Source organism: Nonomuraea ceibae (assembly GCF_019396325.1).
In the GTDB taxonomy this organism is placed as follows: Bacteria; Actinomycetota; Actinomycetes; order Streptosporangiales; family Streptosporangiaceae; genus Nonomuraea; species Nonomuraea ceibae.
The window spans coordinates 1-16,053 of record NZ_JAHKRO010000096.1; the positions used below are offsets into that span (position 1 = coordinate 1).

The window sequence follows — 16,053 nt, forward strand, 5'->3', positions numbered from 1 at the left end:
CTAACCCCACCCCCGCCCGGGTCCGCCCCCGCCCAAACCGCCCCCATGCCCGGGTCCACCCCTTGCCTCCGGCTGCGCCCCCCGAGGCCAGGACCGCCTTCGCCCTCGGAACCCGCGCCCTGGCCTCCGGCTGCGCCCCAGAGGCCAGGACCGCCTTCGCCCTCGGGACCCGCGCCCGGAACCGGCCCTCGTCCGGTGCCCACCCCCGCCTCAACCCCCGACCCCGTGCCCGCGTTCGCGCCACTCCGAAGCGGGGCCTGACCCCCGGACCGGGGGTCGGGGTGCGGTGCGGTGGACAATGCGGGCATGAGCGCTCTGCTGTCCCACGTCGGAGCCGGCCTGCCGATCCTCGCCGCGCCGATGGCCGGTGGACCGAGCACCCCCGACCTGGTGGCCGCCGCCGCACGCGCAGGCGGCCTCGGGTTCCTCGCCGCCGGCTACAAGAGCCCCGACCTGCTCGCCACCCAGATCCAGGCGGTACGCGCGGCGGGTGTGCCGTTCGGCGTCAACGTGTTCGCCCCCAACCCGGTCCCCGTCGACCCGGCGGCCTACCGCGCGTACGCGGCCGAGGTGCGGCGCGAGGCCGACCCGTACGGCCTCACCCTGCCCGCCGACCCGATCGAGGACGACGACCACTGGGCCGACAAGCTCGACCTGCTCGTCACCGACCCCGTCCCGTGGGTGTCGTTCACCTTCGGCCTGCCCGGCAGCGCGGCCGTCACGGCCCTGCGTGACGCCGGGACCACCGTCCTGCAGACCGTCACCACCGCCGACGAGGCCCGCGCAGCCGCCGACGCGGGCGTGGATGCGCTCATCGTCCAGGCCCCCGCCGCCGGCGGCCACTCCGCCACCCTGACCCCGGCCACCCCGCCGCCGCTGTCCGTCACCCTCCCCGACCTGATCACCCAGGTACGCCAGGCTGTCGGCGGCCTCCCGATCATCGGCGCGGGCGGGATCGCCACCGCCGCCGACGTGGCCGCCACCCTGCGCGCCGGAGCCGAAGCCGCCATGGTCGGCACCGTCCTGCTGCGCACCCACGAAAGCGGCGCCTCCGAACCGCACAAGAACGCCCTCACCGACCCGGCCTTCGACGGCACGGTCGTCACCCGCGCCTTCACCGGCCGCCCCGCCCGCGCCCTGCGCAACCATTTCACCGACCGCTACGACGCCGTCGCCCCGCCCGGCTACCCCGCCCTGCACCACCTCACCAGCCCGCTCCGCAAGGCCGCCACCGCCGCCGGCGACACCCGGCTCATCCACCTCTGGGCGGGCACCGGCCACCGCCACGCCCGCCCGGAACCCACCCCCGAAACCCTCACCCGCCTCGCCGCCGCGCTCTGACCTCTCCGCACGGGCCCGAACGCTCGTAGACCAGCAGCCTGCCCCGCCGAGGCCACCAGCCGCCCGCCCTCCGTAGGCCGTCCCCCAGGCTGGACGCCACCCGAGCTGGGCGAACCCGAGCTGGGCGCACCTGTGCGTGGCGCATCCGTGCCGGGCCCACCCTGAGCGGGGCCATCCCGTGTAAGGGCGCACTCCCGTGCGGGGCCTCCTCATGCGGGCCTCCTAGGGCGCAGCTTCCCCGTGCGGGGCTCTTCGTGTGGAGCCTTCTTGTGCGGGCCTTCCAGGGCGGAGCTTCCCCGTGTAGGAGCGCACCCCGTGCGGCCACCCCGTGCGGCCACCCCGTGCGGCCACCCCGTGCGGCCACCCCGTGCGGGGGCGCTCCGAGCGCAGCGGGCTGCCCGGTGCCGGGGGGTGCGCTCGGGGTCAGGCGGGGGGTGGGGTGGGTGGGAGGAGGGCGTCGCAGGTGGTGGTGATGAGGGTGTCGACCGTCGCGGGCGGGGGGCGGTGGTCCAGGAGGTGGCGGCGGACGGCGGCGTACGGGACGTCGATCGTGGCGAAGGTCAGGCGCTCCCGGTCCACGTCCGGGTGGCGGGCGGTGTAGGCGTCCAGGGCGTCGCCCACTTCGGCGTTGAGGGTGGCGAGGTCGGGGCCGAGTTCGGCGGGCCATCGGGCGGCCAGGTCGTGGCGCCGGTGGAGCAGCAGCAGGGCGCCTTCGGCGGGGTGGCGGCGGCACCAGCGGGGGGTGTGCAGTGCCGCCTCGCGGGCGTCGCCGGCGGTGAGCGCGTCGACGAAGCCGCGCTGGAAGCTCCGTACGGTGCGGATCCACAGGGTGGCGAGCATGAGGTCGCGGGAGCCGAACCGGTGGTACAGGGACCCGGTCGGCGCGCCGAGCCGGGCGGCGACGGCGCCCATGGTGGCGGCCGGGGGGCCGTCGGCGGCCGTGATGGCCAGGGCGGCGTCGAGGATCTGGTCGCGGTCGAACTTGGCTGCTCTGCCCACGCGGTGTACCTTCCGGTAATAATAGTGAGTGCGTTCTAGAATATCGCATCTACAAAGGGAGTCCGCATGTCCACGGCGTCCGAGGTCGTCCGAGGCTTTTACCGCGCCGCCCAGGCGGGCGACGGCGGCGCGATCCTCGCGCTGCTGCATCCGGAGTTCCGCGCCCGCACCGCGCCGGGGATGCCGTGCGGGGCGGGAGGCGCGTTCGAGGGGCCGGAGGAGACGCTGGTCCGGGTGTGGGGTGCGGTGTTCGCCGCGTACGACACCGCGCCCTACGCCGAGAGCTGGCACGAGACCGCCGACGGCCTGGTGGTGGTCACCGGCTCCTACCGGGGCGTGTCGCGCGGGAGCGGCCGCGCGTACGAGGCGGAGTTCGCCCATCTGTGGCGTGTCACCGACGGCCGGATCTCCTGGCTGCACCAGTACACCGACACCGCCCGCTGGCACGAGGCCCTGGCCGCAACCGCCTGAGCCGCCCCCGGCGGGGTCGCGGATAGGCTGCGCTGTCGTGGAAGCGGTGGCCGGGCGGTTCGTCATCGGCGAGGGGTACGCGTTCTACCGGGGGCCGTCGGCGGGCGTCGGCGAGCATCGGCACGCCGCCTACCAGGTGACCGCCGCCGACGTGGGCGAAGCGGTCGTGGTGGACGAGTCGGGCGCCTGCCATCGGGGCGCGGCGGTGATCGTGCCGCCCCTGGTGCGCCACCGCATGCCGGCGGCGGCCGGGCTGCGCACCTGGTTCGTGGAGCCGCAGTGCGCGTTCGCCGCCGTGCTGCGCGCCCGCTGCGGGACCGGCGTCACGGTGGCGGGCGACCTGCGCGGGCTGCGGGAGGAGGACGTGCGGTTCGCCGGCCGGCCGTCCGGCGCGCTCGACCCCAGGCTGCTGGCGGCGATGGAGGCGCTGGCCCGCCCGGGTGTACGGGTCGCCGCCGCGGCGGCCGAGGCCGGGCTGTCCCCGCAACGCCTGCGCGCCCTGGCCGTGCGGCAGCTCGGGATGCCGCTCGCGCGCTGGCGGATCTGGCGCTGCCTCACGCGGGCGGCCAGGGCGTTGAGCGAGGGACGCTCGATCGCCGAAGCCGCGGTCGACGGCGGCTTCGCCGACCAGGCGCACTTCCATCGGCGGCTGCGCGAGATGATCGGGCTCACCCCGGCGGCCGTGGTCCCGATGGTGCGCCGGTCAGCCCCGCGCGGCGACGTACACGGAGATTGAGCCGGTCACCGTGGGCACCACGGCGGCCTCCCGTACGTCATCGAACCCCGCGCCGGTCATCAGCGCGGGCAGCACGCCGTCGGCGTTGGGCTGGGTGTCCTGCCGCCCGTCGGCGAGCTGCACGGCGCGGAACGCCAGCCGCATCAGCGCGGTCCGCTGCAGCCCGTAGTCGGCGATCACCAGCTTGCCGCCGGGCCGCAGGACGGCGTGCGCCGAGGCGAGGATCGCCCGTTTCATCGGCAGCGGGCACTGGTGGAGGACCAGGCTCGACACGGCGGTGTCGGCGGAGCCGGGGGCGATGAGCTCGGTCAGCGCGTCGCCCATGCCGAGCAGCCAGCGCGGGGCGTGCGGGGCGTCGCCGGACTTGCGCCGGGCCAGCGCCAGCGTGTCCGGGTCGGGGTCGACGCCGACGATCCGGGCCTGGGGTTCGAGGCGGTGCAGGAGCAGCGCCTGGGTGCCGGTGCCGCAGCCGACGTCCACGATCGTGTCGCCCGGCCGGGGCGCCACCTGCGCGGCCACCAGGCGGCGCCAGAGCCGTTCCCGGGTGAGGGCGAGCAGCACCGGGTCGTACAGCCGGGTGAGGCCGAGGCGGCCCAGGGCGGGGGTGAAGGTCTGTTCAGACATGGGCGCAGTATCGGCCGCCCGGCGGCGCGCGGTCTTGAACGGAACGCTCGCCCCTGAGGGGAGAGGGGGCTCAGGTGGGCAGGGTCGCGGTGGTGGTGAACCCCGGCTCCAGGTGCGCGGTGTCGTTGAAGCGGCGCAGGACCCAGCGGGCGCCGGTCAGGACCAGGTGCGACACCGACCCGTTGTCCGCGCCGAGGAACGCGAACGGCCGCGACCCCGTGGCCTGGGCCAGCGCCTCGGCGATCACCCCGGCGTGGGTGACGACGACGATCCGCCCGTCCGGGTGGGCGGCGGCGAGCCGGGCGAGCGCGTCGCGGACCCGGCCGGAGAAGGCCGCCGCGGGCTCAGCGCCCGGGATCGCGTCCCAGCGTTCCTCGGCCGTCATCCGCCGGGCGGCCGGATGCCCTTCGGCGACCATCCGCCGGAACAGGCCGCCCTCCCACTCGCCCAGGTGCACCTCGCGCAGCCCCGGCTCCACGACCGGCGTCAGGCCGAGCCGGGCGGCCAGCGGCGCGGCGGTCTGGACGGTGCGCCGCAGCGTCGTCACGTAGACGGCGTCGACGCGCTCGGCGGCGAGCCGCCGCGCCACCCGTTCGGCCTGCTCGCGGCCCTCGGGCGCGAGCTCCGGGTCGCCGTGGCCGTCCACCAGCGGGAACGGCCGGTCCGGGCGCGCCGGCTCGGACTCGCCGTGCCGCACCAGCAGAACCTCGGCGGCCCCGGGCGGCGTACGGAACCGGCTCTGCCGGTACGCGACCGGCTTGTCACTCACAGATCCCACAGCTACCGAACATTACTCTACTGATCGGTCCGCGCCCGAGCCCGTAGGCCGATTCGTTGCCGGGCCCGGTCTTGACGCGCCCGAGATCACCGGCAAGCATCACCGCAACCGGACCGGCAGCCGCCGCCCGGCGCGGCAAGGAAGGTGATCGCGTGGCCCAGCCCGGCACGCCCTCCGCCCCGGCGCGGACACCCGCGTGGCGCTACGCCATCGGGATGTTGGGCACGTCCATCCCGATCAACATGATCAAGGGATCGATGATCCTCTTCTACGTCGACATCCTCGGGCTCGACGTCCGGGCGTACGGCGCGGTCATGGTGATCTACGCGGTCATCGACGCGATCGACAACCCGCTGCTCGGCCACCTCTCCGACCGCACCAGGACCCGGTACGGCCGGCGCCGGCCCTGGCTGCTCGCCGGCGCGCCGATGCTCGCCGCCTGCATGATCGCGTTCTTCTCCGCGCCGGAGTCGCTGGACGGCATCGGGCTCGTGCTGTGGTTCGCGGTGTTCGCGATCCTGTGCGAGGCTTTCGACTCGATGCTCAACGCCAACTACGGCGCGCTGCTGCCCGAGCTCTACCCGAAGGAGCGCGACCGGGCGGTCGCCAACAGCCTGCGCCAGGGCTTCCAGCTCGTCGCCCTGGTCATCTCGCTCGCCGTCACCCCGGTGCTCACCACCGGCGTGTTCGGCACCGAGGACAGCACCGAGGGCTTCCGGACCACCGCGATCATCTACGGCGTGATCGCGTTCGCCGTCATCGCGTTCATGGCGCTCGGCGCGCGCGAGCGGCCCCGCTACTCCACCCGGGAGCGGCCCCGGCTGCTGCCCAGCGTGTGGTCGATCGTGCGCAACCGGATGTTCTGGACGGTCGGGCTCACCGGGGCCTGCTACGGGATCGCGATGGCGCTCGTGCTCTCCGGCATCCAGCTCTACGTCCGCTACTCGCTCGGGCTGCCCGTCGGCAACGCCCTCTACCTCCAGGGCATCGTCATCCTCGTCACGGCGGGCGGCCTCGTCGTGTGGACGCGCGTCGTGGCCAGGCGCGGCGCCCTGCGGGCCTGGCGGCTCGCCTTCGCGGTCCTCGCGGCCGGCTTCGCCGCCCTGTTCCTCGCCACCGACCTCGTCACCGCCATCGCCGCCGGGGTGCTCGTCGGAGCCGGCTGGTCGGGGATGCTCGCCACGAACGACCTCATCGTCGCCCGGGTCCTGGACGCCGACGCGGTGCGCAACGGGGAGCACCGCGAAGGGCTCTTCCTGTCGGCGTTCGGGTTCTTCGGCCGGCTCAACGGGATCGTGACCGGGCTCGCGCTCACCTCGCTGGGCGTCTTCTTCGGCTACAACTCGGGCGACGACCCCGGCGCCGACCCGGGCCTCGCCTTCCGCGTCTACCTGTGCGTCTACCCGTTCGCCCTGACGGCCGCCGGCGCGGTCGCGGCACGCTTCGTCTCGGTCCCGCTGGAGACGGTTCCCCTGGAGACCGGCCCGGCGGGCGAGGCGGCGGGGGAGCGTTCCCCGTGAGGCGGCGGGTGGTGATCACGGCGGACGACCTCGGCAGGGAGCCCGGGACGACGGACGTCATCGCCGGCCTGCTCGCCGAGGGGCACGTCAGCGCGACGACGCTCATCTGCGTCTCGCCCGAGGCCGATCGGGCCGTCGCCCGGGTGCGCGAGCTCGGCGTCGTGCCCCGGGTGCACGTGACGCTCACCAGCGAGCGCGGGCTCCCGCGCTGGCGGCCGCTGAACGGCGGGGCGAGCCTCGCCGACCCCGACGGCACGCTCAGCGACGACCCGATGGTGCTCGGGGCGCGCGGCGAGGCGGGCGACGTCATCGGCGAGGCGGACGCGCAACTGCGCTGGATGCGCGAGCGCGGCGCCGCGCCCGTCGCGGCCGACTCCCACGCCGGCACCCTGTACGGGCTGCACGGCAGGTCATGGCTGGCCGAGGCGCTCGAGTGGTGCGCCCGCCACGGCCTCGCCTTCCGGCTGCCCCGCGACCCGGAGCCGTACTTCGGCGGGCCGCTGCCGCCCCCGCTGGCCGCGGCGCACGAGCGGGCCGTCGCGTACGCCGACGCCCTGGGCGTCGCCATCCCCCGGACGATCGCCACCAACCGGCGCACGGCCGCCGACCTGGGCGGCTACGAGCGGCTCCGGGACGACTACCTGCGCCGGCTCGCCGCCCTGCCGGAGGGCGCCAGCGAGCTGTTCCTGCATCCGTCGAGCGAGGACGCGGTCACCGGCCCCGACGGCGTCGTCCGCACGTGGGAGGCGCGGCTGCTGCGGGACCCGGTGTGGCTCGACGCCCTCCGCAGCGAGGACGTCGAGGTGGTCCCGGGCTGGTGGCCCTGATCCCGGCCGAGCTGGGCCTGGCCCCGTAAGGCCCAGCCGGCGTGCGGCCCGCTGCCAGTGCCGGCCGACTGCGAGTGCCGGCCCGCCGTCAGTGGCCGACGGGCTGGTGGCCGCCGCTGTTGGCGGCGCGGGCCGGCAGGAGCAGGGCCGTGGCGACCACGGCCACCGACAGCACCGCCCCGATGACGAACGCCAGCCGCATCCCGCCGAGAGCGGCGAGCGTGTCGGTGACCCCGGTCGCCTTCAGCGTCTCGGCCCGCGCGCTCATCACGGTGACGACGAGCGCGGTGCCGAACGCGGCGGCGACCTGCTGCAGCGTGCTCAGGATCGAGCTGCCGTGGGAGTAGAGCGGCGGCGGGACCGCGCCGAGCCCCAGCGTGAACACCGGCGTGAAGGTCGCCGCCAGGCTCACCATGAGCAGCGCGTGCAGGCCGAGCACCTGCCAGTAGGGCATGGTCATCGACACCTGCGTGAACCCGGCGAGCGCGAGCATGATCCCGATCGCGCCGGGGACGACGAGCACCCGGCCGCCGAACCGGTCGAACATGCGGCCGACGGTCGGCCCGAGCAGCCCCATCGCCAGCCCGCCCGGCATGACCAGCAGGCCGGTCTCCAGGGCGCTGAGCCCCCGGACGCTCTGCAGGTAGAGCGGCAGCAGGATCATCGAGCCGAGCATCGCCATGAAGGCCACCGACATCATGATCAGCGCGACCGTGTAGGTGCGGTGGCGCAGGGTGCGCAGGTCGAGCAGCGGCACGCCGCGCTTCTGCAGCGAGAGCTGGCGCAGCACGAAGACGCCGATGGTGACGAGCCCCGCCACCACGATCGCGGAGGCCACCCGGGCGTCGCCGCCCTCGAACCGGCTGAGCCCGTAGACGAGGCCGCCGAAGCCGGCCGCGGCGGTGACGGCGCTGAGCCAGTCGATGCTGCTCACCTGGCTCTCGCCGACGTTCTCCAGGCGCTTGAGCCCGCCCCAGGTGATCAGGGCGGCGATCGGCAGCACGACGGCGAACAGCAGGCGCCACGACCCGAAGTGGAGGATGATGCCGGACACGGTCGGGCCCATCGCGGGCGCGACCGACATGGCCAGCGTGACGTTGCCCATCACGCGGCCCCGGTCCTCCTCGGGCACCACTCTCATCAGCGTGGTCATCAACAGCGGCATCATGACGGCGGTGCCGGCCGCCTGGATGATCCGGGCCCCCAGCAGAACCTCGAACGTCGGCGCCACGATGGCCAGCGCGGTGCCGGCCAGGAACAACCCCATCGCGGTGGCATAGGCGCTGCGGGTGGACACCCGCTGCAGGAACCAGCCGGTGATCGGGATCACCGCGGCCATGGTCAGCATGAAGGCCGTCGAGAGCCACTGCGCGGTCTGCTCGGTGATGTGCAGCGCGGTCATCAACCGGGGGATCGCGTTGATCATGATGGTCTCGTTGAGGATGACCACGAAGGTGGCCAGCACCAGCAGCCGGATCACGGGCGGCGTGCGGCCTTTCCTGGTGGCCGCGGGCGTGGCGGGTGGATCGAGCAGTCGGCTGGACACGGTACCTCGTTTGGGGTCGTGGGGCGGAAAGCGGTCAGGGCCGGTGTCCCGGCCGTCGGTCTCACATGAAGATGCGGACATGTACAGACTGACCGGCGCCACTGACAAAACTCATCGACCGTGCCCAGCATTCCGGGATGTGCGGTGAAATGTCACCTGGTTTTCACCGCACGGTTCCCGGGAAAAGATCAACGGCCCGCCGCCGCCGGCGCGTCGCGGGCGGCATGGCCGAACACCTCGTCCCGCACCCGGGCGAGCGCCAGATCCATCGCCCCGACCAGCACCGGGTTGCCCTCGACGGCCGACAGCAGCACCCGCAGCCGCTCGGCGTCGAGCACCCGCAACTCGCGCTCGACGAGGTCGCGCAGCCGTTCGCCACCGGCTGACACCAGGCTCCCGGCCAGCACGACGAGCCCCGGGTCGACGACCGAGGCGATGGTCGCCAGGCCGAGCGCGATCCGCGCGGCCACCGTGCGCAGCCCGGCGGCGGCCTCCTCGGCGGCCCGCCCGGTGCCGCCCGCCAGGCGCACGGCGGCGGCGACCGATTCGTGGAAGTCGGCGCCGTGGACGCCGTAGGAGCGCAGCAGGTCCTGCACGGCGGGCCCGCCGGCCAGCGCCTGGTAGCCGTGGTGACCGAACCTGCCGCCGCCGTCGCGGGCGGTGGCCGCGCCCGGGATGGGCATGTAGCCGATCTCGCCCGCGCCGCCGAAGAAGCCGCGGTGCAGCCGCCCGCCGATCACCAGCGCGGCCCCCAGCCCCTCGCCCGCCCACAGCAGCACGAAGTCGGGGCAGCCGGCCGCAGCGCCGCGCGCCTGCTCGGCGAGCGCGACGAGGTTGACGTCGTTCTCCACGTCGACGGTGACGCCGAGACCGGCGGTGAGCGTCGGCACCAGGTCGGGGATCTGCCAGCCGGGCATGTCCTCGGCGGTGGCGTAGTCGAGCCGCCCGGTCGTGGGGTCGACGGCCCCCTGCACGCCGATGACGACGCGGTGCAGCGGGCCGGGCGGACGCGCCGCCTCGACCGCCGCCCGCAACCGCGCGGTCAGGTCGCCGTCCGCCGGTGACGGCGCGGGACAGCGGGCCTCGCCGGCGACCGCGCCGGTGATGTCGGCCACCTGTACGTCGATCCGCTCCGGCGTGACGTCGAGCGCGGCCACGTACGCGGCGGCGGCGTTGACCCGGTAGACCTCGGCGGTGCGGCCGGGCTGGCCCGCCCGGACGCCGTCGCTGACCACCAGGCCCGCCTCCTGGAGCCGGGCCAGGAGCTGGAAGGCCGTCGGCTTGGACAGGCCGGTCAGCTCGCTCAGCTCGGGCCGGGTCAGCGGGCCCTTCTCCAGCAGGATGCGCAGCGCGGCGCGGTCGTTGATCGCGCGCATCAGCCTCGGAGTGCCGTGGACAGGCGGCTTCACGTCACCTCCCGCGTCGGCGTCACGTTGACGTCAACGTGAGAGCGTACAGGGCGATGGCCGCGAAATCGTCGGCCGGCTCGGAGGCCTGCCAGGAGCGGACGTCGTCGGCGAAACGGCTGCCGTGGCCGGTGAAGCGCTCGTAGCGGTCCTTGCCGTCGGCGGGGCAGGGCGGCATCTCCTCGAAGTGCCCGCCGAGGCCGTCCTCGAACAGTTTCGCGTCGTTGGGCCCGTTGACGACGGCGCCGGTGGCGGGCCTGCCGGTGATGTTGGCGATCTGGTGGTGCGGGCAGGCGATCGAGCGCTTGCCCACCCCGGCGACGAAGGAGACGCCCCACGGGTTCGCGCCGAGCGCCCAGTTGCGCTGCTGGGTGCCGAAGGCGTCGTAGGCGCGCGACCCGGTCGCCGACCGGTAGAGGCGGGCCGTGGCGGCCAGGCCGAAGGCGTGCGGCACCGAGTCGAACGCGTCGTAGCGCGCCCCGGCGCGGAACGGGTCGGCGGCGGCCCGGCGCGTCCCGAGGTCGAGCTGCGCCCGGAGCCCGGCGACGAGGTCGGCCTCGGTGACGGCCAGCCCGCCGGCGCCCGCCGCGCGCATGGCCTTGAGGAGGTCGGCGTGGGCCAGCGCGCTCACGTCGTACAGGTTGAGCGTGTCGCCCTGCTCCTCGTCGAGGTAGCCGCGCGCCCAGCGGGCCGAGTCGGCCAGCCAGCGCCCGGCGCGCGGGTCGCCCAGGCGCTGCGCGGCCAGGGCCAGCTCGGCGCCGCCGAGCTGCATGTCGTCGCGCCAGACGCTCTCGGGGTAGAAGGCGTGCGGCAGGGAGGTCACCAGCCGGTCCACGCCGGTCGTCCTGGCCATGCCGTAGACGGAGGCCGCCTTGGCCAGCAGCTCGCGGGCGCGTTCGAGCGAGGGTTCGAGCTGGGCGGCCAGGGCGAAGGCGGCGGCGGTGCGCCCGGCCAGGTTGGGGCTGATCGGCGTGCCGGGGGCGGCGGCGCGGAAGACCGGGCGGTTGCGGATGAAGTGGTGGCCTTCGGCGGTGTCGCCGTCGTCGGCCTCGGGCAGGCGCCAGACGTCGTGGTCGCCGACGAAGGTGCCCTCGGCGTTGCCGGCGCCGATGCCGACCTGGATGTAGAGGGTCTTCGACTCCTCATCCCACATCTTGTCCAGATACTTCAGCCCGTGGGTGGCTTCGGCCCGCAGGGCGGAACCGCGTACCTCGCCGTCCCGCTGGGCCGCCCACAGCAGCGTGTCCACGTACGCCAGGATGTGCGTGAACTTGAGATAGTCGCCCGCGTCGAACCAGCCGCCCTCGACGTCGACCGGCCCGCCGATCTTCTTCAGCTCGCCCTTGACCTGGTCGGTGTCGGGCCCGGTGAACTCGGGCCAGTCGTAGACCGTGGCGGCCCGGTCGTTGAGGTGGCTGGGCCTGCGCGTCGCCTCGGCGCCGTCGCGCTGGAGGCCGAAGAAGCCCACCACCTTGGCCGCCGTGTCGCCCTTCGGCGCGATCTCGAACTCGGCCGAGGTCGCCCCGCCCGCCTTGACCCGGTAGCGGCCGGGCGTGCGCAGCCGGGACAGGTCGAGGTCGTGGACGTGCGGGTAGCGGCTGTTCCAGGCGCCCCGGTCCCGGCCGGCGCGCCCGGTGAGCACCACCCGGCCCCGGTGGTCGACCACGGTGAAGCGCCCGGCGGCCCGCTGCCGCGTCATCAGGTAGGCGTGCTTGGCCTCCTCCGGCCAGTAGCCGACCTGGTCCACCCGGACGTGCGCGGGCGACGCGGCCTGGGCGGTGGCGTTCGTCGTCGCCAGCATGGTCACCAGCAGAGCCGGCGCGAGCGCGGCGGGGATCAGCTTTCTCATCCGCTCCTCCTGAAGTGATCGCGAACACGGGTCCGCGCGGTCTCGGCCGCGCCGAGCAGGTCGAGTCCGGCCAGGGCGGCGCCCGCGACAGGGGGGAGGGTGCTGACCACGACGCTCGCGTCCGGCGCGCTCGCGCCGATCGCGGACTCGATCATCCCATGCAGGTACGGGTCCCGCGCGGTCAGCACGCTCCCGCCGAGCACCACCTCGGCGGGCGTGCGCAGCAGGCCGAGCCGGTCCAGGCAGACCGTGGCCATCACCGCGACCTCCTCGGCCTGCCGCGCGACCACGCCCCTGGCCACGGCGTCGCCGTCGCCGGCCACGGCGAGCAGGCCCGGCACCAGCTCGTGCAGCCGGGCCGGGTCCAGCTCGCCGAAGTGCAGGGCGAGCACCACCTCCGTGACGCTCGCCGTGCCGAAGTGCGTGACGACCAGGTCGGCCAGCGCGGTGGCCGGGCCGCGGCCGTCCTCCATGCGGGCGGCGTGCCACAGCACCCGGTCGGCCAGGTCCTCGCCGCCGCCCCAGTCGCCGCTGCGCCTGCCGAGCGCCGGGAAGCGCGCGACCTCGCCGGACGGGGAGACGCCCGCGGCGTTCATCCCGGCCCCGCACACGACGACGACGCCCCACGGCCTCGACGCGCCCGCGCGCAGCACCGCGAACGTGTCGTTGGCCACCGACACCTCGCCCGCGCAGCCGAGCGCCAGGAACTCGGCGCGCAGCGCGTCCTCCTCGGCGGGGAAGTCGGCCCCGGCCAGGAAGGCGGCCATCACGTCGGCGTACGGCGCGGCCATGCCGTCGCGCAGCGCCCGCGCGCCGCGCTCCACCACGCCGGCGGCGACGTCCACCCCGGCGCTCTGCGGCACGAACGGGCCGGTCCGGCCGGTCGCGAGCACCGCGCCGTCCTCGGCGACCAGCGCGAGGTCGGTCTTGCTGTTGCCGCCGTCGACCGCCAGGATCGTCCTCATCCGGCGGCCTCCAGCAGCCCCGCCAGCTCGCGCGCCAGGTGCTCCTGGCCGACGAGCGGGTGGGCGAGCAGCGCGTCGGTGACCCGGTCGCGCCCGCCGCGCAGGGCGGCGCCGAGGGCCAGCGTCTCGTACGCCGACACGTGCGCGACCAGGCCGGCGTACAGCGGCTCCAGCGGGGCGACGGGCAGCGGCTCGGCCCCGGAGGCGGTGATCCTGGCCGGGACCTCGATGACCGCGTCGTCCGGCAGGAACGGCAGCGTGCCGCCGTTGCGCACGTTGACGACCTGGGTGTCGCCCCGGTCGCCCAGCAAAGAGGCGATCAGCGCGACGGCAGCCTCGGAGTAGAACGCGCCGCCCCGCCGTGCCAGCAGCTCCGGCTTGGCGTCCACCGACGGGTCGGCGTACAACTGCAGCAGCTCCTGCTCCATCGCGGCCACCTGCGCCGCCCGGGGCGGCTCCGCGCGCTGCTCGGCCACGACGAGGTCGTGGGCGTAGTAGTAGCGCAGGTAGTACGACGGCACCGCGCCGAGCCTCGACAGCAGCGCCCGCGGCAGCCCGACGTCGGCGGCGATCTCCTGGCCGCGCTCGCGGAGCAGGTCCGGCAGCACGTCCTCCCCGTCGAGCCAGACCGCGCGCACCCACGTCAGGTGGTTGAGCCCGGCGTGGCCGAGCGCCACCCGCGACGGCTCGACGCCGAGCATGGCGGCGAAGCGGCGCTGGAAGCCGATCGCCACGTTGCACAGCCCGATCGCCCGGTGCCCGTCGTCCAGCAGCGCCCTGGTGACGATCCCCACCGGGTTGGTGAAGTCGACGATCCACGCCTCGGGCGCGTGCGCGCGGATCTGCCGGGCGAGGTCCAGGACCACCGGCACCGTGCGCAGCGCCTTGGCCAGGCCGCCCGCGCCCGTCGTCTCCTGGCCGACGCAGCCGCACTGCAAGGGCAGCGTCTCGTCCGAGGCGCGGGCCGCCTGCCCGCCCACCCGCAACTGCAGCAGGACGACCGCCGCCCCGGCGACGCCCTCGCGCACGTCGCCGGTCGCGGTCACCGTCGCCGGGTGCCCGGCCGCGCGCAGCATCCGGCGGGCCATGCCCGCCACCAGTTCCAGCCGCTCCGCGGCCGGATCCACCAGGACCAGCTCCGTCAGCGGCAGCTCATCCCGTAGCCGGGCGAACCCGTCCACCAGCTCCGGCGTGTACGTCGAGCCGCCCCCGACCACGGCGAGTTTCAACCCTTGACTCCCGTCAATGTGACGCCCTCGATGAAGACCCGCTGGGCGAAGAGGAAAACGATGATCACCGGCGCCGTCACCAGCAGGGTGGCGGCCATGGTGAGGTTCCACTGCACGCTGTGGAACGCCTTGAAGGTGGCCAGCCCCAGCGACAGGGTCCAGCCCTCCTGGTCGACCCCCGCGTACAGCAGCGGCCCGTAGTAGTCGTTCCAGCAGTAGAAGAACGAGAACAGCGCCACCGCCGCGATCGCCGGACGGGCCATCGGCAGGATGACGGTGAACAGGATCCGCACGTCCGAGCAGCCGTCCACCCGGGCCGCGTCGGTGTAGTCGCGCGGGATCGTGATGAGGAACTGGCGCAACAGGAAGATCGAGAACGCGTCCCCGAACAGCATCGGCAGGATCAGCGGCCACAGCGAGTCCGTCAGGTCCAGCCGCGCCCACACCAGGTAGATCGGCACCGCGACGACCTGCGGAGGCAGCATCATCGCGCTGATCACCACGAGGAACGCCGCCCTGCGCCCCCGGAACCGGAACCTGGCCAGCGCGTAGGCCGCCGGCACCGACGACACCAGCATGAACAGCGTCGCCAGGGACGCGTACAGGAAGGTGTTGACCGTCCAGGTGAGCAGCTCGGAGCGGGCGAACACGTCGGCGAAGTTGGCCCAGTTCCACTGCCGCGGCCACAGCTCGCTCGTGAGCGCCTGCTCGTCGGTCATGAGCGCGGTCAGCGCCACGAAGACGACAGGGCCGAGGAACATCAGCGCCAGCGCGATGGCCAGCGCGTGCTGGGCGATCCACATCAGCGTGCGCCTGCGCGTCACGACGCCGCCTCCGCCCGGCCGAACTGGCGCAGCAGCACCAGCGTGAAGCCCATCGCCACCACGAACAGCAGCAGCGCGTGCACGCAGGCCAGCCCCATCGACCAGTCGCGGAACCCGGTGTGGAACAGGTGCTGGGGCAGCGTGAGCAGCGAGCCGTCCGGGTAGCCCGGGGTGAACGTGGTGCCGGCCGAGTCGGTCGCCCCGGACGCCACCCGGGAGGCGATCATCGCCTGGGTGAAGTACTGCACCGCGTAGATCACCCCGGTGACCGCCGAGAACATCAGCACCGGCGAGATGACCGGCAACGTGACGCTGCGGAACTGCCGCCAGGCGCCCGCCCCGTCGATCGCGGCGGCCTCGTACAGGTGCCTGGGCACGTCGAGCAGCGCCGCCAGGAAGATCATGATGGTGTTGCCCGCGCCCCACAGGGCGAGCAGGGTGAGGCTGGGCTTGGCCCACGCGGCGCTGCCGAACCAGTCGGGGCCGGTGATCCCGAGCCGGGCCAGCGCCTGGTTGACCGGGCCGGTCGCCGGGTTCAGCAGGTAGACGAAGGCGACCGTGCCGGCCACCATCGGCACCAGCGACGGCAGGTAGAAGATCGTCCGCAGCACGCCGCCGCCGCTCTTCAGCTTGGCCAGCAGTTGCGCCACGCCGAGCGCGAACACCACCTGGGCCGGGACCATGAACACCACGAGCCACAGCGTGTTGAGCGCCGACTGCAGCACGCGGGGGTCGGAGAAGGCGTAACGGTAGTTGTCCAGGCCGATGAACTCCAGCGTGAACAGGTCGTAGCGGTGGAAGGAGAAGTAGACCGTGGACAGCAGCGGGTAGACGAAGAAGAGCGCCACGCCGACGAGCCACGGCGACAGCCACAGCAGGGCGCGGGCGCCCTCGCCGCGCCACCACCGGGGCGGTGGCGCGATCCGGGTGGAGACCAT

Annotated in this window: 15 protein-coding genes; 5 read left to right on the plus strand and 10 right to left on the minus strand. The window is 74.4% G+C overall.

Annotation, left to right across the window (positions count from 1 at the left end; all coding sequences use genetic code 11):
- Nucleotides 1–306 precede the first annotated feature (306 nt).
- The gene (locus tag KME80_RS38015; RefSeq protein ID WP_219513155.1) at nt 307–1,341 is read left to right on the plus strand and encodes a nitronate monooxygenase; all 1,035 of its coding nucleotides are present in this window, start codon (nt 307–309) and stop codon (nt 1,339–1,341) included.
- 423 nt (nt 1,342–1,764) lie between these two features.
- On the opposite strand, the gene KME80_RS38020 is transcribed toward KME80_RS38015, so the two are convergent.
- A complete protein-coding gene (locus tag KME80_RS38020; RefSeq protein ID WP_219513156.1) occupies nt 1,765–2,340 on the minus strand; it encodes a TetR/AcrR family transcriptional regulator in 576 nt (191 codons plus the stop codon).
- Between the two features lie 66 nt (nt 2,341–2,406).
- Here KME80_RS38020 and KME80_RS38025 point away from each other — a divergent pair, with 66 nt between their 5' ends.
- Both KME80_RS38025 and KME80_RS52975 read left to right on the plus strand, forming a co-directional pair.
- On the plus strand, nt 2,407–2,811 hold the full coding sequence (locus tag KME80_RS38025) for a nuclear transport factor 2 family protein (protein WP_219513158.1): 405 nt from the start codon (nt 2,407–2,409) through the stop codon (nt 2,809–2,811).
- 37 nt (nt 2,812–2,848) lie between these two features.
- Entirely contained in the window at nt 2,849–3,547 is a 699-nt protein-coding gene (locus KME80_RS52975; protein ID WP_219513160.1) for a helix-turn-helix domain-containing protein, read from the plus strand.
- Here KME80_RS52975 and KME80_RS38035 read toward each other — a convergent pair.
- A complete protein-coding gene (locus tag KME80_RS38035; protein ID WP_219513162.1) occupies nt 3,515–4,171 on the minus strand; it encodes a class I SAM-dependent methyltransferase in 657 nt (218 codons plus the stop codon). The genes KME80_RS52975 and KME80_RS38035 overlap by 33 nt on opposite strands.
- 70 nt (nt 4,172–4,241) lie before the next feature.
- Nucleotides 4,242–4,940, minus strand: coding sequence for a histidine phosphatase family protein (locus KME80_RS38040; protein WP_219513164.1), 699 nt, complete (start codon nt 4,938–4,940; stop codon nt 4,242–4,244).
- Between the two features lie 161 nt (nt 4,941–5,101).
- Between KME80_RS38040 and KME80_RS38045 the strand changes: the two genes are divergently transcribed.
- Nucleotides 5,102–6,469 (plus strand): MFS transporter, encoded by a 1,368-nt coding sequence (locus tag KME80_RS38045; protein WP_219513173.1) that lies wholly within the window; start codon nt 5,102–5,104, stop codon nt 6,467–6,469.
- Nucleotides 6,466–7,296: a carbohydrate deacetylase gene (locus tag KME80_RS38050; RefSeq protein ID WP_219513181.1), complete on the plus strand. Its 831-nt coding sequence runs from the start codon at nt 6,466–6,468 to the stop codon at nt 7,294–7,296. The genes KME80_RS38045 and KME80_RS38050 overlap by 4 nt, the downstream gene beginning before the upstream one ends.
- An 88-nt stretch (nt 7,297–7,384) precedes the next feature.
- Here the strand turns inward: KME80_RS38050 and KME80_RS38055 are convergent, their stop codons facing one another.
- The 7 genes from KME80_RS38055 to KME80_RS38085 all read right to left on the minus strand — a co-directional run bounded on the left by KME80_RS38055 (nt 7,385) and on the right by KME80_RS38085 (nt 16,053).
- Nucleotides 7,385–8,842, minus strand: coding sequence for an MDR family MFS transporter (locus KME80_RS38055; RefSeq protein WP_308126095.1), 1,458 nt, complete (start codon nt 8,840–8,842; stop codon nt 7,385–7,387).
- A 188-nt stretch (nt 8,843–9,030) separates the two neighbouring features.
- Nucleotides 9,031–10,251, minus strand: coding sequence for an ROK family transcriptional regulator (locus KME80_RS38060; RefSeq protein ID WP_219513183.1), 1,221 nt, complete (start codon nt 10,249–10,251; stop codon nt 9,031–9,033).
- 19 nt (nt 10,252–10,270) lie between these two features.
- Nucleotides 10,271–12,097, minus strand: a complete 1,827-nt coding sequence (locus KME80_RS38065) for a glycoside hydrolase family 9 protein (RefSeq protein ID WP_219513185.1) — start codon at nt 12,095–12,097, stop codon at nt 10,271–10,273.
- The gene (locus tag KME80_RS38070) at nt 12,094–13,062 is read right to left on the minus strand and encodes an N-acetylglucosamine kinase (protein WP_219513187.1); all 969 of its coding nucleotides are present in this window, start codon (nt 13,060–13,062) and stop codon (nt 12,094–12,096) included. The genes KME80_RS38065 and KME80_RS38070 overlap by 4 nt, the downstream gene beginning before the upstream one ends.
- Nucleotides 13,059–14,291, minus strand: a complete 1,233-nt coding sequence (locus tag KME80_RS53610) for a 6-phospho-beta-glucosidase (protein ID WP_219513190.1) — start codon at nt 14,289–14,291, stop codon at nt 13,059–13,061. The genes KME80_RS38070 and KME80_RS53610 overlap by 4 nt, the downstream gene beginning before the upstream one ends.
- Nucleotides 14,288–15,115: a carbohydrate ABC transporter permease gene (locus tag KME80_RS38080; RefSeq protein WP_308126096.1), complete on the minus strand. Its 828-nt coding sequence runs from the start codon at nt 15,113–15,115 to the stop codon at nt 14,288–14,290. The genes KME80_RS53610 and KME80_RS38080 overlap by 4 nt, the downstream gene beginning before the upstream one ends.
- Nucleotides 15,112–16,053, minus strand: a complete 942-nt coding sequence (locus KME80_RS38085) for a carbohydrate ABC transporter permease (RefSeq protein WP_219513192.1) — start codon at nt 16,051–16,053, stop codon at nt 15,112–15,114. Before KME80_RS38085 ends, KME80_RS38080 begins: the two co-directional genes overlap by 4 nt.

Excerpts from the sequence above, each read along its gene's own strand:
- KME80_RS38065 (WP_219513185.1), bottom strand. The coding sequence starts at position 12,097 with ATGAGAAAGCTGATCCCCGCCGCGCTCGCGCCGGCTCTGCTGGTGACC.
- KME80_RS38035 (WP_219513162.1), bottom strand. The coding sequence starts at position 4,171 with ATGTCTGAACAGACCTTCACCCCCGCCCTGGGCCGCCTCGGCCTCACC.
- KME80_RS38025 (WP_219513158.1), top strand. The coding sequence starts at position 2,407 with ATGTCCACGGCGTCCGAGGTCGTCCGAGGCTTTTACCGCGCCGCCCAG.
- KME80_RS38070 (WP_219513187.1), bottom strand. The coding sequence starts at position 13,062 with ATGAGGACGATCCTGGCGGTCGACGGCGGCAACAGCAAGACCGACCTC.
- KME80_RS38015 (WP_219513155.1), top strand. The coding sequence starts at position 307 with ATGAGCGCTCTGCTGTCCCACGTCGGAGCCGGCCTGCCGATCCTCGCC.
- KME80_RS38085 (WP_219513192.1), bottom strand. The coding sequence starts at position 16,053 with ATGGTCTCCACCCGGATCGCGCCACCGCCCCGGTGGTGGCGCGGCGAG.